This window comes from Stenotrophomonas sp. MYb238 (assembly GCF_009496535.1).
Lineage (GTDB): Bacteria > Pseudomonadota > Gammaproteobacteria > Xanthomonadales > Xanthomonadaceae > Stenotrophomonas.
Genome location: NZ_WIDL01000019.1, coordinates 68,131 through 85,209, shown reverse-complemented (window position 1 = coordinate 85,209; position 17,079 = coordinate 68,131). Strand labels below are relative to the sequence as shown.

Genomic DNA, 17,079 nt, shown 5'->3' with positions numbered 1-17,079 from the left:
CCGCCCCCTCCCTCGCCGCCCGCGGCGGCCACCATGGAACGCACGCCATGAGCAAGCGCATTCCGCTGGATGTCGTGGACGACCAGGGCAATTCGTTCTACGTCAGCGAGCGCAAGGTCTACCCGCGCGATGTCTCCGGGCGCTTCAACCGCCTGCGCGTGGCCGCGGTGGTGTGGCTGCTGGGCATGTACTACCTGTTCCCGTGGCTGTCGTGGGACGGCCGCCAGGCCGTGCTGTTCGACCTGCCCGCACGCAAGTTCTACATCTTCGGCCTGGTGTTCTGGCCGCAGGACTTCCTGTTCCTGGCGCTGCTGCTGATCATCGCGGCGATGACCCTGTTCTTCTCCACCGCCCTGTCCGGGCGCCTGTGGTGCGGCTACGCCTGCCCGCAGACGGTGTGGACCGAGACCTTCCTGTGGATGGAGCGCTGGACCGAGGGCGACCGCTCCCGGCGCATGAAGCTCGACGCCGGCCCGTGGAACGGCGAGAAGGTGCTGCGCAAGGGCAGCAAGCACCTGCTGTGGCTGCTGTTCGCGCTGTGGACCGGCTTCACCTTCGTCGGCTTCTTCACTCCCATCAAGGACCTTGGCGCGCGCCTGCTGCCGTTCGCGTGGGGCGGCTGGGAAACCTTCTGGGTGCTGTTCTACGCGCTGGCCACCTGGGGCAATGCCGGCGTCCTGCGCGAGCAGGTGTGCAAGTACATGTGCCCCTACGCGCGTTTCCAGAGCGCGATGTTCGACCGCAACACCCTGCTGATCGCCTACGACCCGATGCGCGGTGAACCCAGAGGCCCGCGCAAGCGCGGCCTGGGCAGCGTGCTGGAGCGTGCGCGCGGCCTGCTGATCCCCGCGGTCGCCTACGACTACGTGTTCCGCGCCGGCCGCCATCCGTCGGCCGCCACCCAGGCCGCGCATGCCAAGGGCACAATCACCTGGGACGGCGACCTGGCCGAGGTCGCGCCGCTGCCGAAGTTCGCGCCCGAGGAACTGGGCGACTGCATCGACTGCACCATCTGCGTGCAGGTCTGCCCGACCGGCATCGACATCCGCAACGGCCTGCAGTACGAATGCATCGCCTGCGGCGCCTGCATCGACGCCTGCGACGAAGTGATGGACAAGATGGGCTACCCGCATGGCCTGATCCGCTACTCCACCCAGAACGCCATCGACGGCAAGCCCACCCGCGTGCTGCGTCCGCGCATCTTCGTCTACGGCCTGCTCCTGCTGGGCCTGTGCGGCGCCTGGGCGTGGGGCGTGACCCACCGCAGCGAACTGATCGCCGAGGTGCTGCGCGACCGCAACGCGCTGTATCGCCAGTCCGCCGACGGCAGCATCGCCAACGACTACACGCTCAAGCTGATCAACAAGAGCCAGGAAACCCGGCGCTACCGCATCACCCTGGAGCCGGCCGACGCCGGCCTGCGCCTGGGCGGCCAGACGGAGGTCCAGGCCGGTCCCGAGCAGGTGCTGCCGGTGGCGCTGAACGTGGTCGCCGACGGCGAGGTCAGCGGCCGCCGTCCCCTGCGCTTCGTGGTCGAACGCGAGGACGGCAGCGAGAAGCGCGTCGTCGAAAGCAGTTTCTTTGGTCCGGTGCAATGAACGAAAACCCGAAATCCCTGTGGCGTATCCCCGTGTTCTGGCTGGTGGTCGGCCTGCCGCTGCTGTCCATCGTGGCCGGCGTCGGCCTGGTGATCGTCGCGGTGCGCTCCGGCGGTGCCGATGTCGTATCCGATCCGGTGCAGCGGGTGTCGCAGATCCAGACCACCGACCTCGGCCCGGACGAAGCGGCGAAGAAACTGGGCCTGAGCGCGGTATTGCGGGTGGAGGACGGCGTGGTCGAGGTCCTGCCGGCCACTGGCAGGTTCGCCCCCAGCGCCTCCCTGCAACTGGTGCTGGAACCCCCCACCCGCCAGTCCGACGACCTGCGCCTGGAACTGGTGCCGCAGGGTCCGGGCTGGCGCATCGAAAAGGCCGTGGACGCCGAGCACGACTGGGTCGTGCAGCTGCGCGATGCCGAAGGCCATTGGCGCCTGCACGGCCGGCTGCCGAAACAGCAGCACGCCGCCCGCCTTTCTCCCTCGCTGGGCGGGGACCGCTGAGCCTGGCCGTGGTCGCCGATCCGGCCCGCCCGCCCGCCGTCGCGGCGGCCAGCGGCACCTGCCACCACTGCGGCGAAGCATTGCCGGCCCAGCCGCACATGGCGGCGCTGGGCGGCGGCACGCAGGCCTTCTGCTGCCACGGCTGCGCCGCCGCCGCCGAGTGGATCGCCAGCGCCGACCTGGACGGCTACTACCGCCTGCGCAGCGCCAATGCCGCGCGCGTCGGCGAGGACCTGCCCGACCTGGCGGTCTGGGACCGCGCCGACGTGCAGGCCGAGCACAGCCGGCAGATACCGGGCGGCCGCGAGATCACCCTGCTCACCGACGGCATGCGCTGCGCCGCCTGCGCCTGGCTGATCGACCGCGCGCTGGCGCGCGAGCCGGGCGTGACCGACTGCGGCGCCAACGCCGTGACCGGCCGCATCCGCATCGCCTGGGACCCGGCGCGCACCGCGCTGTCGGCGCCGCTGCGGCGGCTGGCGATGCTCGGTTACCGCCCCTACCTGGCCGGCAGCGAGGCCGCCGAGCGGCAGCGCACGCGCGAGCGCCGGCGCTGGCTGCTGCGGCTGGGCATCGCCGGGCTCGGCATGCTGCAGGCGATGATGCTGGCCGAGGCGCTGTACCTGGATTTCAACAGCACCATGCCGGTGCCCACGCGCGATTTCTTCCGCTGGCTGACCTTCCTGCTGTGCACGCCGGTGGTGTTCTATTCCGGCTGGCCGTTCCTGTCCGGGGCGATGCGCGAACTGCGCGAGCGCCGCCTGGGCATGGACGTGCTGATCGCCGGCTCCACCCTGCTCGCCTACCTGGCCAGCCTGCTGGAGACCATCCGCGGCGGCCCGCACGTCTGGTACGACGCGGCGGTGATGTTCGTGTTCCTGCTGCTGGCCGCGCGCATGCTCGAACAGCGCGCGCGCTCGGTGGCCAGCGCCCAGGTCGACGCGCTGGCGCGCGCCCGCCCGGCCTTCGCCACCCGCGAGCTGGCCGACGGCCGCCGCGAGGCGGTGCCGCTGGCGGCGCTGGACGTCGGCGACGTGGCCTGCGTGGCCGCCGGCGAAGCGGTACCGGCCGACGGCGTGCTGCTCGGCGACGGCGAGGACGAGGCCTGGTTCGAGGAGGCGTTGCTGACCGGCGAATCGGCGCCGGTGCGCAAGCAGCCCGGCGAACCGGTCTATGCCGGTACCGTCTGCCGCGAGCGCCCGGCGCGGCTGCGCGTGGCCCTCACCGGTACCGCCACCCGCCTGTCGCAGCTGGCGCGGCTGGTCGAACAGGCGCAGGAACACCGGCCCGCGCTGGCGCGCCTGGCCGACCGCATCGGCAGCCGCTTCGTGCTGGCGCTGCTGCCGGTGGCGCTGGCCGTGTTCGCCGGCTGGTGGCATTACCAGCCCGAACGCGCACTGGAAGTCACCCTCGCCCTGCTGGTCATCAGCTGCCCCTGCGCGCTGTCGCTGTCGGTGCCGGCGGCGCTGGCCACGGCGCATGGCGCGCTGGCCCGCATCGGCCTGCTGGCGGTGCGCCCGGATGCGATGGACACGCTGGCGCGCGCCACCGACATCGTGTTCGACAAGACCGGCACGCTCAGCGACGGGCGTCCGGCGCTGGCCGCCACGCAGGTGCTGGACGCGTCGCTGGATGCGGCCGCCGCGCTGGACATCGCCGCAGCGCTGGAGCGCGACAGCGGCCACCCGCTGGCTGCCGCCTTCGCCGGCGGCGATGCCGGCGCGCTGCCCGCCGCCCAGGTCGAAACGGTGCCCGGCCGCGGCGTGCAGGGCCTGGTCGACGGCCGCCACTGGCGGCTGGGCCGGGCCGACTTTGCCGCCGCGCGCGCGGACGACGGTGCGCTGTGGCTGGGCGACGGCCAGCGCGCCGCCGCCCGCTTCGTGCTGGAGGAACGCGCCCGCCACGACGCCGCGCCGGCGCTGGCCGCGCTGCGCGCGCAGGGCCTGCGCGTGCACCTGGCCAGCGGCGACGGCGAGGCCGCCGTGCAGCGCATGGCCGCCACGCTGGGGCTGGACGACGCGCATGCACGGCAGTCGCCCGAAGACAAGCTGGAACTGGTGCGGCAGCTGCAGGCCGAAGGCCGGGTCGTGGCGATGGTCGGCGACGGCCTCAACGACGCGCCGGTACTGGCCGGCGCCGACGTCTCCATCGCCATGGGCGAAGGCGCCTCGTTGGCGCACCGCGCCGCCGACCTGGTCACCACCGGCGGCGGCCTGCGGCGCATTCCCGCCGCGATCGCGCTGGCGCGTGCCACCCAGCGCATCATCCGCCAGAATCTGGCCTGGGCCACCGGCTACAACCTGGTGGCCCTGCCACTGGCCGCGGCCGGCTGGGTCACGCCATGGCTGGCGGCGCTGGGCATGGCCCTGTCCTCGCTGATCGTGACCCTCAACGCCCTGCGCCTGGCGCGGCTCAAGACGCCCATGGAGGCACCCTGATGGCCATCCTGCTGATGCTGATCCCGATCAGCCTGGTCCTGCTGGGGCTGGCCGTGGCCGCCTTCATCTGGGCGGTCAAGCGCGGTCAGTTCGACGACCTCGACACCCCGGCGCTGGACATCCTCGAGGACAACGACCGCCCCGCCCCGCCGCCCGGCCAGGCCGCCGACGCGGACGCCCGCGCCGCGGACCCTGCCCGCGAACGCTGACCGTGTTGCCGCTGGACATCCCGGTCCTGACCGCCGCCTTCGTCGCCGGCCTGCTCGGCGGCCTGCACTGCGCGGTGATGTGCGGCGGCATCGCCACCGGTTTCCCGGCGATGGCGCCGGGCCGCGCCTTGAGCGTGGCCTGGCAGGCCAATCTCGGCCGCGTCGGCGGCTATACGCTGGCCGGCGCGCTGGCCGGCGGTCTCGGCGGCGGCATCCTGCGGCTGGCGCGCAGCGACTCCCTGGCGCTGGGCGTGCGCATCGCCGCCGGCATCGCCCTGGTCCTGCTCGCGCTGCGCCTGCTCGGCCGCGGCGGCCGCTTCGATCTGCTGGCCCGTCCCGGCCAGCAGCTGTGGCAGTGGCTGCGGCCGCTGCACCGCCACCTGCTGCCGGCGGACAGCGCTTGGCGGCGCCTCGCGCTGGGCGCGCTGTGGGGCTGGATGCCCTGCGGCCTGAGCCTGAGCCTGCTGAGCGTGGCCTGGCTGCAGGCCAATGCGCCTGGTGGCGCATTGGTGATGGCGGTATTCGGCCTGGCCACGCTGCCGGTGATGCTGCCGCTGACCTGGTCCGGCGCGCGCATGGGCCGCTGGCTGCAGCGCCCCGGCCTGCGCGTGGCCCTGGCCGGCTTCGTGCTCGCCGCCGGCCTGCTCACCATCGCCGCACCCTGGCTGATGCAGGTGCCGGCCCTGCATGGCGTGCTCAGCGCGCTGGGCTGCCAGCCCCTGCACCCGTAGGAGCGCACCTTGGTGCGCGATGGGCCTTCCCATTGAACCCCGCACATGGATGCGAGGGTTGATCTGCATGCAAGCCCATCGCGCACCAAAGGTGCGCTCCTACGGGGACGGTATTCCCCGCGATGGACCGCGCCGGTCAATGCCGGTGGTCGTGGCTTTCGTGATCGTGATCGTGATCGTGATCGTGATCGCCATGATCGTGCCGTGCCTGCGGCGCGTGCGCGGTGCAGGCATCGCCGCAATGGTCGGCTTCCACCTGCAGGGTCACGTGGTCGATGCCGAAACGCTCATGCAGCATGCCGGCCAGCGCACGCCGCAGCGCATCCGCCGGCTGGCCGTCGGCCGTCACCACGTGCGCGGTCAACGCCGGCGTGCTCGAGCCCAGCGCCCACACATGCAGGTCGTGGATGTCGGCCACGCCCGCGTGCCGGCGCAGCGCCTGCTCGACGTCGGCCAGCGCCATGCCCTTGGGCACGCCTTCCAGCAGCACGTTCAGCGCGTCGCGCAGCAGCACCCAGGTGCGCGGCAGCACCCACAGGCCGATCAGCACGGCCAGGATCGGATCGACCAGGGTCCAGCCGGTGAAGCGGATGATCAGCGCGGCGACGATCACCGCCACCGAGCCGAGCATGTCGCTCCACACTTCCAGGTAGGCGCCCTTGACGTTGAGGCTCTCCCCGCTGCCGGCGCTGAGCAGGCGCATGGCGATCAGGTTCACCAGCAGGCCGAAGCCGGCCACCCACAGCATGCCGGTCGAGGCGATGGCCTGCGGCTCGCGGAAGCGGTCCACCGCTTCCCACAGGATGTACAGGCCCACCGCGAACAGCAGCAGGCCGTTGGCCAGCGCGCCCAGCGCCTCCAGCCGCGCGTAGCCGTAGGTGCGGCGCGCGTCGGGCGGGCGCCGGCTCAGCCGTACCGCGGTCAGCGCGATCACCAGCGCGAGCGCGTCGGTGGCCATGTGCGCCGCGTCGGACAGTAGCGCCAGGCTGTTGGTCATGAACGCGCCGACCACTTCCACCACCAGGTAGGACGAGGTCAGCGCCAGCGCCCACCACAGGGGCTTTTCGTGGCGGATCTCGCCGGGAAGGTGGTTGTGGTCGTGGCTCATGGCGGGCTCCTGCAGGACGCGGCCAGCTTAGTCAGCCCGCTCCGGCGGAGACTATTACATCGCCGCTGCCAGCCCCCGGACCGTCCGCTCAACGCGGCCCCAGCACCGCCTGCAGATCCTCGCCCTGCGGCAGGCCCGAACGCGTCTGCACGCTGCCGTCGGCGTCCTTGAAGACGATGCCCGGCGTACCCTGGAAGCCGAGCTCCAGCATCGCCAGTTCGTTGTCGCGCAGCTTGGCCTCGATGTCGGCCGGCACCTTGGCCACGCCCTTGATGCCGCCGCGGGCGAAATCGCGTTCGTTCTGCTGCAGCGCCTGCTCCGGCGACGCCGCGCCGAGGATCGCCGCGGCCTTGTTGGCGCTGTCCTCGCGGATGACGCCCACCAGGATCTGCCGGATCTGCACCTTGCCCGCGTCCACCCACGGCCGCGCCGCTTCCCAGAAACGGTTGCAGTACGGGCAGTTGGGATCGCTGAAGGCGTAGACGATGCGCGGCGCGCCGGCCTTGCCGTCGGCCACCCAGTGGCTGGCCTCGACCCGCTGCCACATTCTGGCGCCCATCGGGCCGGACACCAGCTCCTTGAGTTTGGCCGCGCCGACATCCTCGCCCTTGGCGTTGACCAGGGTACCGACGATCGCGTGCTGCCCATCTTTGGACACATACACCGCCAGCGGCCGCTGCCCGGCGACGCCGGCATAGCCGGTCAACCCCACCGGCGTGTCGAAGGTGCCCATGAACTCCACGCCTTGCCCGCGCAGGGTCTTGACCACCTCCGGTTCGGCGGCGGCGGTGCTGCCGGTCTTTCCGTCGGTGGGCGGCGCGGCGCCGCCATCGCGGGCGCAGGCGGTCGGCGCCAGCAGCGTGGCGGCAAGCAGGAACAGGGTGGGACGGGAACGGATCATCGGGTATCTCTTCAGCGGAATCGGGAAGTCATCGCAGGTCGCGCAGGCGCGCTTCCAGCGTCGCCGGCGACAGTTCGCCCATGTGCGCGGCGCGCAGCCGGCCGTCGGCATCGAAGAACAGCGTGGTCGGCAGGGCGCGCGCGCCGGTCAGGCGCATCAGCTCCGACTCCGGGTCCAGCAGGATGTTCCCCGGCGCCAGCGCTTCGGTGCGCAGATAATCGGCGACCTCGGCCGCATCCTCGCCCTGGTTGGCGAACACGAACCCGATCCGCGGATGCTCGGCCTGCGCGCGCGCCAGCGTCGGCATCTCGCGCCGGCACGGGCCGCACCAGCTCGCCCACAGGTTGACCACCAGCGGCCTGCCCGCGTGCGTGGACAGCGATACCGGAGCGCCCCGCACGTCGGCGAGCACGATGTCCGGCAGCACGATGGTCGAGCGCTGCAGCGCGAACAGCGCCATGCCGCCGACCAGCCAGAACGCGGCACCCGCGGCCAGCCCCATCAGCACCGGCTTGCGCGGCGCGTGGCGGCGCGTCCGCCACAGCGCGTACGCCACCGCCACAACCAAGCCCGCCCACACCGAATAGCCGCCATCGCCCAGGCGGATGATCGACAGCGGCTGCGGCAGGTAGTCGCCGACGTGCCGCAGCACGTGCGCCATGCGCGCGCCAAGCACACCGAGCAGGAAAGCGTCGAATACCACCGCGCCGGCGCGGCGGCGCGCGTCATCGGCGGCCGTCGTCATTCCACGTGCGCACAGCCACGCGATCAACACCGCGGCAAGACCCAGCACCGCCATCAGCGGAAACGGTCCGGCGCTGATCACGGACACGGCGCCGCACCGCGTCCAGAGCGCGCCCGATCCGGCGCAGGCGGGCAACGGAGCGCGCGCATTGCATCGGGATGCGGTTGCGGCATGGCGGAGAAAAAGGCGCTGGGCGGCACGTGAGCTTGGAACGACAGGGAGAAACGCTCAAACAGTAGCGGCAACGGCCGATAATGTCTCTTCGCCCCCGCCACGCCGCACGCCATCGCCATGATCCCCGTTCATTCACCTCCCGCCGACCACGACAGCCACGGCCTTGCCGCCGACTGGCGCGGGAGCCTGCTGGAGGCTGGCTCCGAGGCCGCGCAGGTGCTGGCCGCGCTGGCCGACACCGACGCCGCCGCGATGGCGGTGCATTTCTACCAGGTGATGATGGACGACACGCGCGCCTCGCGCCTGCTGTCGCACCAACAGGTGCGCACGCGCCTGCAACCGGCGATGCAGCGCTGGGTGATCGGCCTGCTGCGCGCCACCCCGGACGACGTCGACGGCCTGATCGCCGCGCAGCGCGTGATCGGCGACGTGCATGCCCGCGTCGGCATCCCGGTGGACCTGGTCACGCGCGGCACCCGCGTGCTCAAGCAGCGGCTGTTCCAGGCCATCGCCGCACAGGCCGGGCACGGCGAGGCGGCGCATGCCGCCATCGCCAGCCTCACCGCCTCGTTCGACATCGCGCTGGAAGGCATGACCCTGGCCTATTCCAACGCGCGCGAACGCTCCTCGCGCACCGATGCGGCCTACCGGCTGTTCTCGCTGGTGCAGAACGTCGGCACCGAACGCGAGCGCCAGCGCGCGCTCCTGCTCGACTGGGAAAACACCCTGCTCTACGCGCTGGCCAGCCAGTACGACACGGCCGGCTTCCAGCCGCTGGCCGGTTCCGAGTTCGGGCTGTGGTTCACCCACAAGGGCGTTCCCAGCTTCGGCGAAAGCGCAGAGACCCTGCAGATCTGCGGGCTCATCGAAGAGGTCGACCGCGCCCTGCAGCAGGCCCTGCGCGGGGAAAACGACGCGCGCATGCGCGCCGTGCAGCTGCAGGACATCCGCGGCCGCGTCAGCCAGATACGCAACCTGCTGGGCATGCTGTTCGAGCGCATCGGCGAACTCGACGCCGGCTGCGACGCCCTGACCAACCTGCTCAACCGCCGTTTCCTGCCCACCGTGCTGCGCCGCGAGATCGAACTGGCCGCCAAAGCGCAGGGCAGTTTCGCGGTGCTGCTGCTGGACCTGGACCATTTCAAGGCGATCAACGACGAACACGGCCACGAAGCGGGCGACCGCGCCCTGCAGCACGTGGCCGGCATCCTCGGCCAGTTCACCCGCGGCAGCGACTACGTGTTCCGCTACGGCGGCGAGGAGTTCGTGGTGGTGCTGGTGGCGGTGGACGAGCCGCAGGCGATGGTGATCGCCAACAGCCTGTGCCGGCGCGTGGCCGAATCGCCGGTGGTGCTGGCCAACGGCGGCAACCTGGACGTCACCGCCAGCATCGGTGTGGCCGTGCACGACGGGCATCCGGACTACGAACGGGTCATGGCCCGCGCCGATGCGGCGATGTACCAGGCCAAGAAGCGCGGCCGCAACCGCGTCGTGCTGGCCGACGGATCGCTGCCGGAAGCGCCCGGCAGGATCGCGCTGCAACGCGGCTGAATCGGGAAAACTGCTCCGGGCTTACTTCGCCGGAGCCTGGGCTTCCTGCTTCCCGGCGTGCAGTTTCCGCGCCGCTTCCAGGTACTTGGCGGCCTTCGGGTTGTCGGCGTTCCAGCGCGGCGCCTGCGGGTCGTTGGCGATGGTCAGGACCGCCAGCGCCACGGTACGGTCGATCGCCGCCATGTTGGCGTAGTCGATCTTGTCCCAGGTGTCGGCCGGGCCGTGGTAATCGGAGAAGGCGTAGGCGACGCTGACCGTATGCGCCGGCACGCCGAGATCGGCCAGCGCCTGGTTGTCGCTGGCGCCGAAATAGCGGTCGCTGTTCACCGGGTGGCGGGTGATGCGCGTGCCGGTCCGTTCGCCGGCCCTGCGCAGCACGTCGCCCACTTCGGAATAGTCGGCGCCGGTGACCGCGGCGGCCAGCACCTGCGGGCCCTCGCTGTCGTCGGTGCGGCCGATCTGCTCCAGGTTGATGTTGGCCACGGTGTCGGCCACCGGCACCAGCGGATGCGCGCCGTAGTAGCGCGAGCCCACCAGTCCGTGTTCCTCGCCGAACACCGTCATGAACACGATGCTGCGCTTCGGGCGCTGCTTCTGCGCGGCGAACGCGCGCGCCAGTTCGATCACCGAGACCGTGCCGCTGCCGTCGTCGTTGGCGCCGTTGTGGATCGCATCGTCGCCGGTGCCCTCGCGGATGCCGAGGTGGTCGTAGTGCGCCGTCACCAGCACGTAGGTCCCGCTCAACGCCGGATCGGAGCCGCGCAGCAGCCCCACCACGTTGCGTACCGGCAGCGGCGCCGGCGCGTCGGCGAACCTGGCGCGCTCGCGCTCGGGCGCGATTTCCCGCCAGTCCGCGGTCTGGAAGTAGCCGTCGTCGCCCAGCGGCTCCAGCCCGGCGGCGCGGAACTGGGAGGCGATGTATTCGGCGGCGATGTCCAGCCCGCGCGACGGCGTGCCGCGCCCCTCCAGCGCATCCGAGGCGAGGAAGGACAGATGCCCGCGCATCGCGTCGGCGGAAATGCTGTCGAGCAGTTGCGCCTGCGCGGGCGGCAGGCGCGGTTCGCCGGCCTGCGCGGCGACCGCCGCGAACAGGGTGGCCGCCAGGGCGGCGCGCAGGATTCGGGAAACCGGCATGGACTGTTCTCGCAGAGGGAATCAGCGTGGAGTCTAGTGCCTGTGCGCCCAGAAAATCAGCGGCGGGTCCGGGCACGCCCGGTGCCGAGGCCAGTTCCCCGAGCGGCGGCACCCGGTGCGGGGAAAGACCGCGCCGCAACGATGGCCCGATGTTTCCGCGCAGGACCGATGACACATGCCGCCGCGCGGTCGCTGCCATAGCATCGCGCGGTACCCGTCGCTCCAGGACACTCCGATGACGACCATCCGTCCTTCGTTCCGCCACCTCCTCCCGCTGCTCCTGATGCTGCTGGCCAGCGGCCCGGCCCTCGCCGCCGAGCCGCCCGCACCGGCCGCGCATGTCGACGCCGACGGCCCCTACGTGTTCCGCGAGGACGGCCGCCTGCGCGCCCGCTGGATCTGCGACGACGCGGTGCAGGAGCAGGCCTGGGACGCCGCGCAGGCGACGGTGCCGGCGCGTTGCGGCTATGCGCATCCGGTGGCGGTCGCGCTGCCGGCGCCGGTGGCCACGGCGGTGCTGCCGCAGGCGCCGCGCATCGTCGCGGTGTCCGACATCCACGGCCAGTACGGACTGCTGGTGAAGCTGCTGCGCGCCAACGGCGTCATCGACGGCGATGACAACTGGGCGCTGGGCCGCGACACGCTGGTGATCGCCGGCGACGTGTTCGACCGCGGCCCGCAGGTCACCGAGGCGTTCTGGCTGCTGTACGGCCTGCAGCAGCAGGCGGCCGCGGCCGGCGGCGCGGTGCATTTCGTGCTCGGCAACCACGAGACCATGGTGCTGTACGACGACCTGCGCTACGTCAATCCCAAGTACCTGCGCAGCGCGCAGCTGCTCGGCCGCAGCTACCCGCAGCTGTACGGCGCCGATTCGGTGATCGGGCAGTGGCTGCGCACCCGGCCGGTGTTGCTGCGCATCGGCGACACCCTGTTCCTGCACGGCGGCATCTCGCCCGAGGCGCTGCAGCTGGCGCTGGACCCGGCCGCCACCAACGCCGCCTACCAGGCCTCGCTGGGCCGGCCCAAGGCCGAGGTCAAGGCCGATCCGGCCACCGCGCCGCTGTACGACGGCAAGACCAGCCCGATCTGGTACCGCGGCTATTTCGACGGCCGCCTGGACACCGCCGGCGTGCAGGACGTGCTCGACCGCCTGGGGCTGAAGCGCATCGTCGTCGGCCACACCTCGATGCCGCACGTGAGCAGCTTCCATGGCGACCGCATCATCGCCATCGACAGCAGCATCAAGAAAGGCGAGAACGGCGAGCTGCTGTTCATCGAGGACGGCCGGCTCAGCCGCGGCCTGCTCGACGGCACCCGGGTGCCGCTGGCCGAAGGCCGCATCGGCCAGGACGACTGAGGCGGCGGGCGGCCGGCTAGAATCTGTTGCCGCACGGACCATTCCGGCCCGCGCAACGCCCTTCGCAGGCCCCCATGCAGACCATCGTTCCCCAGCAGGTCACCGCCCGCGTCACCCGCGCCGCCCTCTTCCTGGTGGTCGTGCTCCGGCCCGACGCCGACGCGGCCGCCCGCTGCCGCGCCCTGTGCGGCGACCTCGCCGCGCTGGTGCGCTCGATTGGCACGCGCGTGCCCGAAAGCGGGCTGTCGTGCGTGCTGGGGGTCGGCTCCGACGCCTGGGACCGCCTGTTCGGCGCGCCGCGGCCGAAGGAACTGCACCCGTTCGCCGAAATCGTCGGCAAGCACCACGCCATCGCCACGCCGGGCGACCTGCTGTTCCACATCCGTGCCGACCGCATGGACCTGTGCTTCGAGCTGTCCACGCACGTGATGACGCGGCTCGGCGATGCCGTCGCCGGCGCCGACGAAGTGCGCGGCTTCAGCTACTTCGACAGCCGCGACCTGATCGGTTTCGTCGACGGCACCGAGAACCCGGTGGACGACGCCGCCCGCGAAGCCGCCATCGTCGGCGTCGAGGACCCGGACTTCGCCGGCGGCAGCTACGTTGTCACCCAGAAATACCTGCACGACCTGCAGGCCTGGAACGCCGTGCCGGTGGCCGAGCAGGAACGCATCATCGGCCGCACCAAGCAGGACAACATCGAGCTGGACGACCAGACCAAGCCCAGCTGCGCGCACAACGCCCTGACCAGCATCGTCGAGGACGGGCGCGAACTGAAGATCCTGCGCGACAACATGCCCTTCGGCGACACCGCCAAGGGCGAGTTCGGCACCTATTTCATCGGCTACGCGTGTTCGCCCGCGCGCATCGAGAAGATGCTGCGCAACATGTTCGTCGGCAACCCGCCGGGCAACTACGACCGCCTGCTCGACTTCAGCCGCGCGGTCAGCGGCAACCTGTTCTTCGCGCCGCCGGCCGGCTTCCTCGAAGAAGCCGGGCAATAGTCCCGCCGCAGGCGTCGCCGCGGCCCGGTTCGTCGCCGGCGGCCCCGCCCCGTATCATGGGCCATCCATGCACCATGCCCATGCCGCCGCCCTCACCGGCCGGCGCCGCGGGCCATCCGCCGGAAGCCAAGCACTTGCAACACGCCGAACCCACCAAGAAGGGCCGCCAGGACAACGGCGCGGTCGAACACACCCCGCTGATGAAGCAGTACTTCGCAGCCAAGTCCGACCATCCGGACCTGCTGCTGTTCTTCCGCATGGGCGACTTCTACGAGCTGTTCTACGACGACGCGCGCAAGGCCGCGCGCCTGCTCGACATCACCCTGACCCAGCGCGGCAGCTCCGGCGGCGCGCCGATCCCGATGGCCGGCGTGCCGGTGCACGCCTACGAGGGCTATCTGGCGCGGCTGGTGGCGCTGGGCGAATCGGTGGCGATCTGCGAGCAGATCGGCGACCCCGCGCTGGCCAAGGGCCTGGTCGAGCGCAAGGTGGTACGCATCGTCACCCCCGGCACGGTCACCGACGAGGCCCTGCTGGACGAGCGCCGCGACACCCTGCTGATGGCGCTCTCGCGCAGCAAGGCAGGCTACGGTTTGGCCTGGGCCGACCTGGCCGGCGGCCGTTTCCTGGTCAACGAGGTCGAGACCGACGACGCGCTCGAAGCCGAACTGGCGCGGCTGGAGCCGGCCGAGCTGCTGGTCCCGGACGAGGAGAACTGGCCGGAGTTCCTGCGCCAGCGCACTGGTGTGCGCCGCCGCGCGCCATGGCTGTTCGATGCCGACAGCGGCCGCCGCCAGCTGCTGGCCTTCTTCAAGCTGCACGACCTTTCCGGCTTCGGCATCGACGACAAGCCGCGCGCCACCGCCGCCGCCGGCGCCCTGCTCGGCTACGTCGAGGAAACCCAGAAGCAGCGCCTGCCGCACCTGACCGCGATCGCGATGGAGAACGCCGGCGAGGCGATCGCGATGAACGCCGCCACCCGCCGCCACCTGGAACTGGATACGCGCGTGGACGGCGACACCCGCAACACCCTGCTCGGCGTGCTCGACAGCACGGTCACGCCGATGGGCGGGCGCCTGCTGCGGCGCTGGCTGCACCGCCCGCTGCGGCTGCGCGAGGTGCTGCAGCAGCGCCACCACGCGGTGGCGATGCTGATCGACCGCGGCGTGGATGCCGACCTGCGCGAATCCTTCCGCGCGCTCGGCGACATCGAACGCATCCTCACCCGCATGGCGCTGCGCTCGGCGCGCCCGCGCGACTTCTCCACCCTGCGCGACGGCCTGGGCATGCTGCCGGCCATCGCCGCGCAGCTCGAAGCCCTGGATTCGCCGCGCCTGCAGCAGCTGCGCGCCGAGCTGGGCTCGCACGAGGACAGCGCGCACCTGCTGGCGTCCGCCATCGCCGAGCAACCGCCGCTCAAACTGTCCGACGGCGGCGTGATCGCCGAGGGTTTCGATGCCGAGCTGGACGAACTGCGCCGGCTCTCGACCCATGCCGACCAGTTCCTGATCGACTTGGAAGTGCGCGAGCGCGAGAGCAGCGGCATCCCGACGCTGAAGGTCGGCTACAACCGCGTGCACGGCTACTACATCGAGATCAGCAAGGGCCAGGCCGACAAGGCGCCGGTGCACTACACCCGCCGCCAGACCCTGACCAACGCCGAGCGTTACATCACCGAGGAGCTGAAGAGCTTCGAGGACAAGGTGCTGTCCGCGCGCGAGCGCTCGCTCTCACGCGAGAAGCTGCTGTACGAAGGCCTGCTCGACACCATCGGCCAGCACCTGGAGCCGCTCAAGCGCTGCGCCGCGGCGCTGAGCGAACTGGACGTGCTGGCCTGCTACGCCGAGCGCGCGCAGGCGCTGGACTGGTCGCAGCCGGAGCTGGAAACCGCGCAGTGCCTGAAGATCGAGCGCGGCCGCCACCCGGTGGTGGAAGCCGTGCGCGAGGCGCCGTTCGAGCCCAACGACCTGGACCTGCACCCGCAGCGGCGCATGCTGGTCATCACCGGCCCGAACATGGGCGGTAAGTCGACCTACATGCGGCAGAACGCGCTGATCGTGCTGCTGGCCCACATCGGCAGCTTCGTGCCGGCCAGCCGCGCGGTGATCGGCCCGATCGACCGCATCCTCACCCGCATCGGCGCCGGCGACGACCTGGCCAAGGGCCAGTCGACCTTCATGGTCGAGATGGCCGAGACCAGCTACATCCTGCACCACGCCACCGCGCATTCGCTGGTGCTGATGGACGAGATCGGCCGCGGCACCTCGACCTACGACGGCCTGGCCCTGGCCGACGCGGTCGCGCGCCACCTCGCCCACGCCAACCGCTGCTACACCCTGTTCGCCACGCACTACTTCGAACTGACCGCCCTGGCCGACGAAAGCCACGAAGGCGGCCCTAGCGGCATCGCCAACGTGCACCTGGACGCGGTCGAGCACGGCGAGGCGCTGGTGTTCATGCACGCGGTCAAGGACGGCCCGGCCAATCGCAGCTTCGGCCTGCAGGTGGCGGCGCTGGCCGGCCTGCCGCGCGCCACCGTAGCGCAGGCGCGGCGGCGGCTGGCCGAGCTGGAGCAGCGCGGCGGCGAGACCCACGCCGCGCAGATGGCGCCGCAGTCGCTGGACGCGCCGCAGCAGTTCGGCCTGTTCGCGCCGGTGTCCTCGGCGGCGCTGGAGGCGTTGCAGGCGATCGATCCGGATGAACTGACGCCGAAGCAGGCGCTGGAGGCGTTGTACCGGATGAAGTCGTTGCTGTGAGCGCTGGCGCTCGCTGACCGTGAGCCACCCTGCAGTTGCAGTTGCAGTTGCAGTTGCGGTTGCGGTTGCGGTTGCGGTTGCCCGTGATTCTGCTGTCGCCTTTGGCTTTTGACTTCCGGGTCCCCTTCCGCAGCGACGGAGCCGACGGAAAAGACCCCGCAGGGGCGACGTGCATGGGTTCGGCGGAATTAGGCGAAGCACTGCTTCGCCCCGCCGGACGGGCAGGCGCCGTGCGGCGACTGCCCCGGACTCGACCGCGAAGCGGGCGAGCACGTCGTTTTTCGACGAGACATGGATGTCTCGTCGAAAAATCCCGGCGGCGGAGTGAACCCAGCCCGCGTAGCGGGTTGGGCGCGTAGGCAGGGGCGTGTTTCTCTTGGTTACTTCTCTTTGCACGAGCAAAGAGAAGTAACTCGCTCCTGCGAAGCAGGGGCGAAAGCTCTGCTTTCAAGTTCCCGCTTTCATGCTTGGCCTTGGCCTTTGCCTCTACCCCTACTCTGGCTCTGGCTTGGCCCGTTGCCTATCGCTTTGGTACCGACGTCCAAGGGAAGCCAGAGCAAGGCAAAAACTGGATCAAAGGCTTTCGCTCCCCTCCGGGGGCGCGAGCCACCTTTCTTTGCTCGTGCAAAGAAACGTGGCCCAAAGAAACACGCCCCTGCCTCTGCGCCCTCCGTGCCTACGGCACTCCGGGTCCACTCCGCCGCCGGGATTTTTCGACACGACATCCCTGTCGTGTCGAAAAACGACGTGCGTCCCTGCACGTCGCCCCTTCGGGGTCTTGTCCGTCGGCTCCGTCGCTGCGGAAGGGGATACTGAAGTCAAAAACAGAGCAACTTCACAAGCACCGCAACGGCAACAACGGCGACAACGCAA

Annotated in this window: 13 protein-coding genes; 9 read left to right on the top strand and 4 right to left on the bottom strand. The window is 71.0% G+C overall.

Translation table 11 applies throughout. The features are described 5' to 3' along the window. Positions 1-47 precede the first annotated feature (47 nt). Genes CQ393_RS13325 through CQ393_RS13305 form a run of 5 tightly spaced genes read left to right on the top strand, consistent with a single transcriptional unit; the run spans position 48 to position 5,476 of the window. Complete coding sequence (locus CQ393_RS13325) at positions 48-1,598, top strand: 4Fe-4S dicluster domain-containing protein (protein WP_153192036.1); 1,551 nt, start codon at positions 48-50, stop codon at positions 1,596-1,598. Further along, the gene (locus CQ393_RS13320; protein ID WP_153192035.1) at positions 1,595-2,098 is read left to right on the top strand and encodes a FixH family protein; all 504 of its coding nucleotides are present in this window, start codon (positions 1,595-1,597) and stop codon (positions 2,096-2,098) included. Before CQ393_RS13325 ends, CQ393_RS13320 begins: the two co-directional genes overlap by 4 nt. Before the next feature lie 8 nt (positions 2,099-2,106). Next, on the top strand, positions 2,107-4,536 hold the full coding sequence (locus CQ393_RS13315) for a heavy metal translocating P-type ATPase (RefSeq protein ID WP_343199969.1): 2,430 nt from the start codon (positions 2,107-2,109) through the stop codon (positions 4,534-4,536). Next, on the top strand, positions 4,536-4,745 hold the full coding sequence (ccoS, locus tag CQ393_RS13310; protein WP_153192034.1) for a cbb3-type cytochrome oxidase assembly protein CcoS: 210 nt from the start codon (positions 4,536-4,538) through the stop codon (positions 4,743-4,745). The genes CQ393_RS13315 and ccoS overlap by 1 nt, the downstream gene beginning before the upstream one ends. Before the next feature lie 2 nt (positions 4,746-4,747). Further along, positions 4,748-5,476 (top strand): sulfite exporter TauE/SafE family protein, encoded by a 729-nt coding sequence (locus tag CQ393_RS13305; RefSeq protein ID WP_343199968.1) that lies wholly within the window; start codon positions 4,748-4,750, stop codon positions 5,474-5,476. Positions 5,477-5,612: 136 nt separating this feature from the next. On the opposite strand, the gene CQ393_RS13300 is transcribed toward CQ393_RS13305, so the two are convergent. From CQ393_RS13300 to CQ393_RS13290, 3 genes are all read right to left on the bottom strand, one after another. After that, the gene (locus CQ393_RS13300; RefSeq protein ID WP_153192033.1) at positions 5,613-6,584 is read right to left on the bottom strand and encodes a cation diffusion facilitator family transporter; all 972 of its coding nucleotides are present in this window, start codon (positions 6,582-6,584) and stop codon (positions 5,613-5,615) included. 88 nt (positions 6,585-6,672) lie between these two features. Beyond that, positions 6,673-7,485 (bottom strand): thiol:disulfide interchange protein DsbG, encoded by an 813-nt coding sequence (dsbG, locus tag CQ393_RS13295; protein WP_153192032.1) that lies wholly within the window; start codon positions 7,483-7,485, stop codon positions 6,673-6,675. 28 nt (positions 7,486-7,513) lie between these two features. Then, a complete protein-coding gene (locus CQ393_RS13290; protein ID WP_153192031.1) occupies positions 7,514-8,317 on the bottom strand; it encodes a TlpA disulfide reductase family protein in 804 nt (267 codons plus the stop codon). Positions 8,318-8,521: 204 nt separating this feature from the next. Between CQ393_RS13290 and CQ393_RS13285 the strand changes: the two genes are divergently transcribed. Further along, positions 8,522-9,955, top strand: coding sequence for a GGDEF domain-containing protein (locus CQ393_RS13285; protein ID WP_153192030.1), 1,434 nt, complete (start codon positions 8,522-8,524; stop codon positions 9,953-9,955). 21 nt (positions 9,956-9,976) lie between these two features. On the opposite strand, the gene CQ393_RS13280 is transcribed toward CQ393_RS13285, so the two are convergent. Beyond that, complete coding sequence (locus CQ393_RS13280; RefSeq protein ID WP_153192029.1) at positions 9,977-11,089, bottom strand: M28 family peptidase; 1,113 nt, start codon at positions 11,087-11,089, stop codon at positions 9,977-9,979. A 283-nt stretch (positions 11,090-11,372) separates the two neighbouring features. On the opposite strand from CQ393_RS13280, the gene CQ393_RS13275 reads away from it, so the two are divergent. The 3 genes from CQ393_RS13275 to mutS all read left to right on the top strand — a co-directional run bounded on the left by CQ393_RS13275 (position 11,373) and on the right by mutS (position 16,206). After that, positions 11,373-12,446 carry a metallophosphoesterase gene (locus CQ393_RS13275; protein ID WP_228114535.1) on the top strand — a complete coding sequence of 358 codons (1,074 nt, stop codon included), beginning with the start codon at positions 11,373-11,375 and terminating at the stop codon, positions 12,444-12,446. 74 nt (positions 12,447-12,520) lie between these two features. Continuing rightward, the gene (locus CQ393_RS13270) at positions 12,521-13,450 is read left to right on the top strand and encodes a Dyp-type peroxidase (protein ID WP_153192027.1); all 930 of its coding nucleotides are present in this window, start codon (positions 12,521-12,523) and stop codon (positions 13,448-13,450) included. Between the two features lie 200 nt (positions 13,451-13,650). Next, positions 13,651-16,206 (top strand): DNA mismatch repair protein MutS, encoded by a 2,556-nt coding sequence (mutS, locus tag CQ393_RS13265; RefSeq protein WP_194269671.1) that lies wholly within the window; start codon positions 13,651-13,653, stop codon positions 16,204-16,206. Positions 16,207-17,079: the final 873 nt, after the last annotated feature.

What these genes read in the sequence shown, in the direction of transcription:
- CQ393_RS13280 (WP_153192029.1), bottom strand. Translation starts at nt 11,089, where the DNA reads ATGCCGGTTTCCCGAATCCTGCGCGCCGCCCTGGCGGCCACCCTGTTC.
- dsbG (WP_153192032.1), bottom strand. Translation starts at nt 7,485, where the DNA reads ATGATCCGTTCCCGTCCCACCCTGTTCCTGCTTGCCGCCACGCTGCTG.
- ccoS (WP_153192034.1), top strand. Translation starts at nt 4,536, where the DNA reads ATGGCCATCCTGCTGATGCTGATCCCGATCAGCCTGGTCCTGCTGGGG.
- CQ393_RS13300 (WP_153192033.1), bottom strand. Translation starts at nt 6,584, where the DNA reads ATGAGCCACGACCACAACCACCTTCCCGGCGAGATCCGCCACGAAAAG.
- CQ393_RS13320 (WP_153192035.1), top strand. Translation starts at nt 1,595, where the DNA reads ATGAACGAAAACCCGAAATCCCTGTGGCGTATCCCCGTGTTCTGGCTG.
- CQ393_RS13325 (WP_153192036.1), top strand. Translation starts at nt 48, where the DNA reads ATGAGCAAGCGCATTCCGCTGGATGTCGTGGACGACCAGGGCAATTCG.
- CQ393_RS13270 (WP_153192027.1), top strand. Translation starts at nt 12,521, where the DNA reads ATGCAGACCATCGTTCCCCAGCAGGTCACCGCCCGCGTCACCCGCGCC.
- CQ393_RS13285 (WP_153192030.1), top strand. Translation starts at nt 8,522, where the DNA reads ATGATCCCCGTTCATTCACCTCCCGCCGACCACGACAGCCACGGCCTT.
- mutS (WP_194269671.1), top strand. Translation starts at nt 13,651, where the DNA reads ATGAAGCAGTACTTCGCAGCCAAGTCCGACCATCCGGACCTGCTGCTG.
- CQ393_RS13275 (WP_228114535.1), top strand. Translation starts at nt 11,373, where the DNA reads ATGCTGCTGGCCAGCGGCCCGGCCCTCGCCGCCGAGCCGCCCGCACCG.